The organism is Anatilimnocola floriformis (genome assembly GCF_024256385.1).
In the GTDB taxonomy this organism is placed as follows: Bacteria; Planctomycetota; Planctomycetia; order Pirellulales; family Pirellulaceae; genus Anatilimnocola; species Anatilimnocola floriformis.
The window spans coordinates 2180082-2189187 of the sequence record NZ_JAMLFW010000002.1; the positions used below are offsets into that span (position 1 = coordinate 2180082).

Sequence of the window (9106 nt, forward strand, 5' to 3'; positions counted from 1 at the left end):
CGAGACGAAGAGAACTTACGATTTACTTTCTTCAAGGAAGGCGTCAAATCCGCCGCAGCCCTTCACCCCAACCCTCTCCCCGGAGTATCGAAGAGAGGGAGTAAATCTTTTCTCCCCACTCAACCCCATCTCCCAATCGCCCGTCCCTACCCCACGCGGAGCGTGAGGACGACACTACTGCCGGGCGCCGCCATTCACGGCTGCGGAGATTTGCCGGATTTGCCGGCCTTGCAGATCGACTTCAATGATTTGCTCTGCGGTGGTGATGAGCGTTCTGCCGCCGGGTAGGCGGAACGCATCGCTGGGGCGGGCGATTTTGTATTCCCAAGTGACTTGCCCTTGCTCGTCGAGTTCCACAACGCGGCCTTGGCCATAGTTGGCGGTGAGGAGGCGACCGGAGGGCAGCACCTGCAGGCTGTTGATCCGTCCCTCGATGGTCCATTGCCGCACGCTCGCACCGCTGGGTGAAACTTCGCGGATCAGATTGGGACAAGCGAAAATGGTGTTGCCGCTGACGAGGCGTTCGGCGTCGAAGCACTGATCGGGCGTGGCCTGTTGCCACACGATCGTGCCGTTGCGATTGGCTTCGACAACGCGGTTGCCGCCGAAATCGGCGATCAGCACATGACCACTCGGCAGAGGTTTGGCGCGGATCGCGTTCACTCCTTCGAGTTGCCAAACCACTTGGCCACGCTCATCGACTTCTATCACGCGGTTTTCCCAGTGCGAGGCAATCAGCACGTTGCCGCCGGGCACCTTCTCGGCGCTCCAGGCCTGCATGCTCCGTTGCCACAGCACTTGCCCTTGGGCATCGACTTCGCTGATCTTCCCCATGCCGCCAGTCGCGACGAGCGTGTGGCCATTCAAATTGCCGCGGCCCGGCACGGCCATGCGCTGCGGCGGTTGAATTGCTGCTGTTGCGCCAGGACCGTTTAACCAATCGCGCCAGCGAGCCATGGCAGCGTGGCGATCGGCGGCGGCGGCATAAGGCGAATAGTCAAACTCCTGGCCGGTCAAACCGCACAGCCAGGTGGCGCTTTGACTCCGAATTTCCAATTGCGTCGAATCGAGCAAGCGAATGAGCACCGGCAGCGCGCGAGCGTCGCCACGCTGAGCAACTCCCTGCGCCGCTAGGAACGAGACTTCATCCTGCTTGTCGCTGAGGAGTTTGGCCAGCAACGGCTGATCGACTTCGTCGGCACTGCGACTGAGAACGACAGCAGCCGCTAATCGCGAAGCCAATCGCTCGTCGCTGGCTGCCTGCCGAAACTGGGGCACCAGCGCAGCCGTCACATGCTGACGGAGAAAGGATACATACTCATCGCGCAGATCGGCCCGTTCCAGAATGATTGCCGCGGCCAGCCAATCGCTATCGCGGAGCACGCTCGGATCCTGCGCGAGCAGCTGCAACGCAGCCCGATAAACGTGCGTCGATTCCATTTCGTGCCGATCGAGAATCCGCCGCAGTCGCCAGCGACGTTCGGGGCCTGCCGTGGCGATCTGCTGCTTCCATTCCTCACGGGGAATGTGCGGCAGTTGCATTAGCTGCTGCATCGAAGCTTCGCGCACGCGATAGTCGTCGGCATCGAGATCGCGCAGCCAGCCGGTCCGCTGCTCGCTCGTATGATTCGCGCGATTGCGCAGCAACTCTGCCGCCGCGGCCGGCGTACTGGGAAGTTGTTGCATTTCGGCGAGCGTGCCAGTATTCAAGCGAAGCTCGCCCGGAGGATCGGTCGCCCGCTCGATGAGATCGATCAGCGGACCAAAGTCACTCTCGGCGGCGCAAGTCGCTGGAATCAACAACCACAGCAACAACCAGCCGCGACAGGCTCGGCTCATGGTGCGTTCCTTTCCGCGGCAGGTTCGGCGGGCGCTTCTTGGACTGCCACGGCAGGAATTTCGCTCGGCTCGAACAATCCATTCTGATTCTTGTCGAGCGCGGCAAACTGTTCGGCGGTTCCCAAAAACTCGCGAGCGCTGATCACGCCATCGCGGCTCGTATCCATCGCGGTGAACCAGGCCGGCAAGTTGCCGACCGGGGGCGGAGGTTCGGCGGTCGTGAAGGTGAACAGCTGATTTGCATTCTCGATGCTGCCGCGAGCGACGATGACGGCAACCGCGCCGGGGAGTTCATCGCCGGTCAGTTTGCCGTCGGCGTTGGCATCGAGTTGTTTCAAAACGTCGGCTGCTGATTCGAGCTCGCGAGCATCAAGCCGATCGTCGTTGTTCTGGTCGAGCGCGAGAAAGAGTGCGTCTTCTTGATCTTGCGCGCGGGCGTGAACTTGGGCTCGTTGGGCCCCTTGGCGTTGCCGCAGGAAGGCTGCGATCTCGCCCGGATAAACCTTGCCGTCGTTGTCGCTATCGAGAGCTTCGAAGCGGGCGAACTGGGCTTGCACCTGTTCGTTGACTTCCTTGGCTTCGAGATAGCCGTTGGCGTCGGCGTCGTACATGGTCAACCCTTGCTGGGCCTGGGCTTCGTAGTCGACGGTGGCCACGGTATCGTTCCGCACAAAGGTGAGGGTGACGCCCGGCCAGCGGAGCAAGGTTCGGCCCGACAACTCTAGCACCTGCGGCGGAGCCCCGCCGGTCTGTTGGGGCGTCAGCCGCGACGAAATCAGCTTGATGGCGAGCGGTTTCGGGGCCTCCTTTTCCGCCTGATCGGATTTTGCGGCCAGGCCGAAGTCGATTCGAAAGCGGAGATGCGCCGCCACGTTGTTGAGTTCGGCAAACTCCTTCTTGAAGAGCTTGCCGTCGTGATCCTGGTCGAGCTGCTGAAAGACCTCTCCCATCAGCAGAAAGTCGTCGACGCCCAAATTGCCGCCGAGCGCGTATTGCTGCTCGAGCGCGTTGCGAATCGAATCCCAATCGGCGTTCTCGCCCAGAATCCGCGCGAAGTGTCCCATCTGACCGCGAACGCGGTTGACGCTGGCGGGGTCGACATCGACGGTCGGCCGCAGTTCATCGAGCACGAGAATCTCGTCATCGTCGACATCGTGCAGCTTCAGTTGAGCAAAGGCCTGCTGCAGTTCGGCTGCGGTCAGCTCACCATCGCCATCGACATCGAGCGCTTTCCAAGTGGGACTGCCGCGGCGGTTGCGGCCGTGGAATTGTTCGATGCTGCGCAGCGAAAAGGCTCGCGCGCCGCCGGCATTGCGGGTGAGGAACCGCGGCAGCTCAGCGCGATCGACCTGGCCGTTGCCGTTGGTGTCGTACTGCTGAATGATTTGCTTCGGCGCGTTCTCGCGTTCGAACGGCAAGTTGCCGAATTGGCCGTAGCGGAACTTTGGGCTGCTGACGACTTCCTTCCACATCGGTTGGCCGTCGCCGTCGGTATCAGCGAGCTTCAGCACTTCATCGAGCAGCTGGCCGAAGACTTGCGATTGCGGTTGGCCATCGATCCAGATCTCGAACTCCACCACCAGCGGCCCGCGCGGCGCGAGGAGCAGAAATTTCTCGGCAGGGATTGGTGGCGGTGCAGGAGGAGCCGGTTCCATCGGCGGTGCCGGTGGTTCAACGGCAGCCTCCATCGGCGCGGGCTTCACCGGCTCTTCCACAACCGTTTTCGGTTCTTCAACAGCTTGCTTTACGACAACCGGCGGAGGCGGCGCGGTCACCTGCTGTTGACGCCAACACCCAGTCGCCGCGATCAGCATTGCGGCGAACAACAAAACAAGTGCGCTGTGGGAAGAATGGCGCATCGGTGGGCAGGGAAAGAGGTGGCGCTGCGACTTACAGTTTGATCTCCGAATCGCTCGTCTTGCGGTTGTGCTGCGTGCGGAGCTCGTTCATGAGGAACGTGATCGATTTGCAAAGCTGGCGAACCGCATCGACCGGATTGGCCTGCTGAGCGGCCACGGCTTTGCGTTGCAGTTCGTCGTATTCGGCCCAGTCGACGTTGTAATGACCGTCGACGGCGACTTGTTTCAATTCAGCTGCCGTGTGTTGAATCTTGCTGAAGAAGGCCGGCGTCGGACCGCAAGGCGTCGAAGTGTAAGGGCCTTTGCCCAACCGGCGATTGCCGGTCAGCTGCGTTCCCTTGGAATAGCCGCTGTAAAGCTTTACTAATCCGAAGATGCCCGCGATGAGCGCTGCCAACAGCGAAACGCCGGCGGGAATATACAAACTGCGCAGCGGCAACAGCACGGCGGCCAAGGCAAACACACCAGCCACGATCCAGATGATGGGATTCACGGGCTTGAGATCTTTTTTGCCACCCAGCACCAGCGGCGGCGATTGGTTGCCGGCCGTGGCGGCATCGGGCTTCACGATTTTGGCGATGAGCACCGTGATGTTGTCAGGACCACCGCGGAGGTTGGCCAGGTCGACGAGAACCTTCACAGCTTCGTGCGGCGGCAGGCAACCCATGATCGTGCCGAGCTCGTTGTCCTCGACGCGGCCCGTCAAACCATCGCTGCAAAGAAGGTAGACATCGCCAACTTCGATCGGGTGCGGCCCTTCGAGATCGATTTGCACATTGGCATTCGGGCCGAGCGACCGCGTGATCACGTTCTTTGGCACGGCAGCGGCAAGCTCGCTTCCCTCGGTCAATTGGCCCGAGGCTCGCAATTCCCACTGCAGGCTGTGATCGAACGAAAGTTGATTCAGCTGACTACCGCGGAGGCGATAAATACGACTGTCGCCGACGTGGGCACAGACGGCGCCCTGCGGCAGCAGGACCAGCGCGCTGGCCGTTGTTCCCATGCCGTGAAAGTCGGTGTTCGCCGTGCCGCGGTTATGGATGGCGGTGTTGCTTTCGCGGATGGCCCGTTCCAGGGCTTCCGGCGCCGACATGTCGACATATTTGTTGTAGAGGTAAGGGCTGCTCTCGACGGCCATTTTGCTGGCAAGTTCGCCGGCTGCGTGCGCGCCCATCCCATCGGCGACCATTAGAAAATGGCCCCGCTGCTGCCACAATTCGTGGGTATCGGCGACGATCAGAACGTAAGAATCCTGATTGACGCTTCGGCGCATGCCGACGTTCGTCAATGAAGCCGTCTGCACGCCGCAATCAAAAGCCACCGCAATCTCCTGGCGAAGATGCCTGTTGGTCCGCCATCGCCCCGGCGGCGGACTTCCCTTTCATATTAACCAGTTCGAGGCGTGGGAGCGAGCGGCGTTTTATTGCGTGAGCAGACGATGAGGTGATTGGGCGATCGGGTGAGCCTATGAACCGGACAAAGTGTCCGATCCTGCAATCCCATCGCCCGGTCGCCCCATCTCCACAGGCTGCCGCCCGCCCACTCCCCGCATCGGCCGCCGCTCCTATAATCACAGAACAACTTTTCCCAGCAAAGACACGATTTTTTCAGGACGAATTCATGCCCGAGCATGTGGTAATCATCGGAAGCGGCCCTGCCGGTTGGTCGGCAGCCATTTATGCAGCGCGGGCCAATTTGCATCCCATCGTGTTCGAAGGGGCCATTACCGAATCGAACCGCATCGCCGGCACACTCCCCCTCGGCCAGCTGAATCTGACGACGGAAGTCGAGAACTATGCGGGTTTTCCCTCGGGCAACCTGGCTGGTTACATCAAATCGGCCATCCCTGAGGATCGGCAGAACGAATTCATGATCGAAGAACATCCGCACGCGGTGACGGGCCCTGAGCTGATGAACCTGATGCGGCAGCAAGCGACCAACTTCGGCGCCAAGATCATCACCGACGACATCGTTTCGGTCGATCTCAGCAAGCGGCCATTCGTGGTGAAGTCGTCGGAAGGTCAAACCGTCGAAACGCACACGATCATCATTTCAACCGGCGCCCGGGCCAATTACCTCGGCCTGCCGTCGGAAGAACGCTTCAAGAATCGGGGCGTGAGCGCGTGCGCCGTTTGCGATGGTGCGTTGCCGCGATTCCGCAACAAGCCGCTGGTCGTTGTCGGCGGTGGCGACTCAGCCGTGGAAGAAGCGACCTACTTGAGCAAGTACGCCTCGACCGTTCACATGCTGATGCGGCGCGACGTATTCCGCGCGTCGAAGATCATGAAAGACCGCGCCGAATCGAACCCGAAGATCAAGATCCACTTCTTCCGCGAAGTCGACGAGGTCCTCGGCGACGACAAGACTGGCGTGAGCGGTATCCGCCTGAAGAACAATCAGGACGGCACGCGCGACGAGATCGCCGCGACTGGCCTGTTCGTGGCGATCGGCCACACGCCGAACACGGCGTTCCTCAAGGGCCAACTCGAGCTGAACGAGAAGGGCTACATCAAGTACAGCACACCCTTCCGCACCTACACGAGCGTGCCGGGTGTGTTTGCCGCGGGCGATGTGGCCGACGATTACTATCGCCAGGCCATCACTTCGGCAGGGACCGGCTGCATGGCAGCCCTCGATGCCGAACGGTTCCTCGCCGCCGAAGGCCTCTAATACGAAGCCAAATCGCCGATGATCGAGCACTTGATGTCGGCGGCAGCGCTGCAACAGCTCAAGCTGTCGCTGCTGCTCGCCGTCGGCTCGGCGGCGATTGCAATTGCGTTTGCCTTGCCGCTCGCTGTTCTCTTGATGCGAGCGCCGGTTGTCGGTCTGCGGGCCGCGTGGTTTGTATTGGCCCTGCTGCTGTTCGCGCCCCTCTATGTGCAACTCGCCGGCTGGGATGCCGTCGGCGCTTGGACCGGTTGGTACGGCCGCATGGCGCCCGAAGCGTTCTTGAGCGGCATTGCCGCGTCCACCTGGGTGCATGGAGTCGCTGCCGTTCCCTGGGCGACGGTTGTGATCGCGGCAGGTATTCAACAGTTGCCGCGCAAGGAAGAAGAACTCGCGCTGCTCGAAGCGCCGCCGCTGACGATGTTCTGGCACGTGATCCTGCCGCGACTCGCTCCTTGGATGGTTGTCGCCGGCAGCCTGGCCATGGTCACCGCCTGGCAAGACATGACTGTGACCAACGTCTACCTCGTGCCAACGGTCACCGAGGGGATCTACAACCAGCTGGCCCTCAACGCAAGTGACTCGGCCATTTATCTGCTGCCGGGCTTCGTGGTCGTCGGCGGCTTGTTCGCGCTCGGCATGTTCGCCGCCCACTTTTTGCTGACGGCTGACTTTCCTACCACTTCGCCGGGGCGAATCGACTGGTCGAAAGGTCGCTTGGCGACACTTGTCGTTTGGACTTTTTTGTTATTCCTCGCCGGCGTGCCGTTATTCGTTTTGATTCGACAAGCCGGATTGCAATTGCGTCTGGAAGAAAATCATCTGGCGCGGCAGTGGAGCTTTCAGCACTTCGGCAGCTCTCTGTGGCGCACCGTGCGCACGATGCATCGAGAATATCTGTGGACGCTACTCACCGCTGCCGTGGCCGCGAGCTTGTCGCTATTCATCGCGACAACCGCTGCCTGGTGGGCGCGCAGCGGCGGTTGGCGATTGCTCATCGTGGGACTTATCTCCGTAATCCTGCTCGCCACGCCAGGACCGCTCGTCGGGATGGGGGTGATTCAAGTGCTCAATCGGCGAGAGATTCCCGGCTTCACCTATCTCTATGATCGAACGATCGCGGCGCCGGCGCTAGCACAAGCGGCGCGATCGCTGCCGATTCTGCTGCTCATTGTCTGGCATGCAATCGCACACTTTGATCGCAGTCAGCAAGAAGCAGCCGCTCTTGATGGCTGCGGGCCGTGGACGATTCTCAGGAAAATCGTGCTACCGCAGCGCTGGCCGGCGCTCGCTGCCGCTTGGGGATTCGCCGTGGCGATCGCGCTTGGCGATGTCAGTTGCTCGCTGCTGGTCATTCCGCCCGGCATGGACACAGTCGCCCGACGCATCTTCGGCTTGGTCCATTCCGGCGTCGACGATCAGGTCGCCGCCGCTTGTTTGCTGCTGATGACCTTGCTCGCTGGCCTGGCCATCGCGGTTCGCAGTTTTACCGCGCGGGCTACGGCTTAATCATTTTCTCCAGCGCGCTCGCCTGCTCTTCCGTCATCGGTTTGAAATCGATCGTCACGTTCGGCAGATCTTTTTTGAGCAACTCAATATCCTCCACGCTGATGGCGATTCGCTCGAGCGACAGCTTTTTCAGATTCGGCAGCGAGTGCAGCTTCGCAAGTGCGGTGCGCGACAGCTTCGCCTCATCCAAGCCGAGATTCTCGAGCGATTTCATTTGCACCAGCACATCGAGCGTTTCATCGCTCAAGCTCGGCGGGCTCGGCTTGCCGTCGTACTTCCGCAGTCGTTGGCCGAGGCGTAACGCTTTGAGATTCTTCAGCGGCAGCAGGTGCTGATTGCCAGCTTCGGTTTGAAAGGTGTGCCATGTGCTGAAGCTCGTCAGCTGCGTCAGCTTGCCGACCGCGGCCATCCCTTCGTCATTGAAGGGCGAACCGGCGATGGTCAGCCGTTCGAGTTTCGTCATCGGCGCGAAATGAGCGACGCCGGTACCGATGAATTCCTTGCTCCCCCATGACGGATGAAAGAAGCTCATGGCCTTCAGATTGGCGAGCTGCGCGAGCGGCTTCAAGCCGTCGTCGGTCACTGAGATGCCGTCGGTGTTGAGCTCTTCCAGGTTCGCCAGCTTCGTGAGCAACGGCATGGTTTCGTTATTCAAACCTTTGCACGAGCCGTAGAGAGTGAGCTTTTTCAAATTGCTCAGACCGCTGATGAGCTTGAATTCCGCCTCGCCTAGTTTCGAACAATCACGAAACGACAACTGCGTCGGCTCAGCCCCCATCGCCGGTTGAAACTGACCGCCGAGATCGGTCAACGTCTTGATCGGATCAACTACGGCCTCGCGCGGCGCGTCTGGTTCGGCAGCGACGAGCGGTGCAGCGAGCAGAAGCAATGACATCCAGCAACGAACAAATGTATTTGACATGTTGAATCTTCAGACCTCAGAAATTGGAGCGGTCGTGACATTGTAAGTGACCACCACGTGGCCCGCACAAGTCGTCGACCGCTCCGCGGTCGATGAATGGAAGATACCATCCGCGCGCCCAGGAATAAGCGCCAGCGAAACTCCGGCGTTCGCCGAACTCACGCCGAAGCGATTTTCGCTCCCTCTCCTCGGTACTCCGGGGAGAGGGTTGGGGTGAGGGGTTGAAGCGGTTTAAGACGTTACTTCAGCGACCGCTTAAAACAACTCATCGTTGCCCATGCCGTTGGCGTTGAAGTCTTGGGCTTCGCCG

6 protein-coding genes are annotated in these 9106 nt (G+C 60.6%); 2 read left to right on the top strand and 4 right to left on the bottom strand.

What is annotated here, in order from left to right; translation table 11 throughout:
* Positions 1-174: 174 nt before the first annotated feature.
* The 3 genes from M9Q49_RS33240 to M9Q49_RS33250 are packed head-to-tail and all read right to left on the bottom strand — an operon-like array spanning position 175 to position 5019.
* Positions 175-1839: an outer membrane protein assembly factor BamB family protein gene (locus M9Q49_RS33240; RefSeq protein WP_254513616.1), complete on the bottom strand. Its 1665-nt coding sequence runs from the start codon at positions 1837-1839 to the stop codon at positions 175-177.
* Positions 1836-3698 carry a hypothetical protein gene (locus M9Q49_RS33245; protein ID WP_254513617.1) on the bottom strand — a complete coding sequence of 621 codons (1863 nt, stop codon included), beginning with the start codon at positions 3696-3698 and terminating at the stop codon, positions 1836-1838. The genes M9Q49_RS33240 and M9Q49_RS33245 overlap by 4 nt, the downstream gene beginning before the upstream one ends.
* Before the next feature lie 31 nt (positions 3699-3729).
* Complete coding sequence (locus M9Q49_RS33250) at positions 3730-5019, bottom strand: PP2C family protein-serine/threonine phosphatase (protein WP_254513618.1); 1290 nt, start codon at positions 5017-5019, stop codon at positions 3730-3732.
* Between the two features lie 299 nt (positions 5020-5318).
* Between M9Q49_RS33250 and M9Q49_RS33255 the strand changes: the two genes are divergently transcribed.
* Both M9Q49_RS33255 and M9Q49_RS33260 read left to right on the top strand, forming a co-directional pair.
* A complete protein-coding gene (locus tag M9Q49_RS33255) occupies positions 5319-6368 on the top strand; it encodes a thioredoxin-disulfide reductase (protein ID WP_254513619.1) in 1050 nt (349 codons plus the stop codon).
* 18 nt (positions 6369-6386) lie between these two features.
* Positions 6387-7874, top strand: a complete 1488-nt coding sequence (locus M9Q49_RS33260; RefSeq protein ID WP_254513620.1) for an ABC transporter permease — start codon at positions 6387-6389, stop codon at positions 7872-7874.
* Here the strand turns inward: M9Q49_RS33260 and M9Q49_RS33265 are convergent.
* The gene (locus tag M9Q49_RS33265) at positions 7864-8769 is read right to left on the bottom strand and encodes a hypothetical protein (RefSeq protein ID WP_254513621.1); all 906 of its coding nucleotides are present in this window, start codon (positions 8767-8769) and stop codon (positions 7864-7866) included. The genes M9Q49_RS33260 and M9Q49_RS33265 overlap by 11 nt on opposite strands.
* Between the last annotated feature and the right edge of the window lie 337 nt (positions 8770-9106).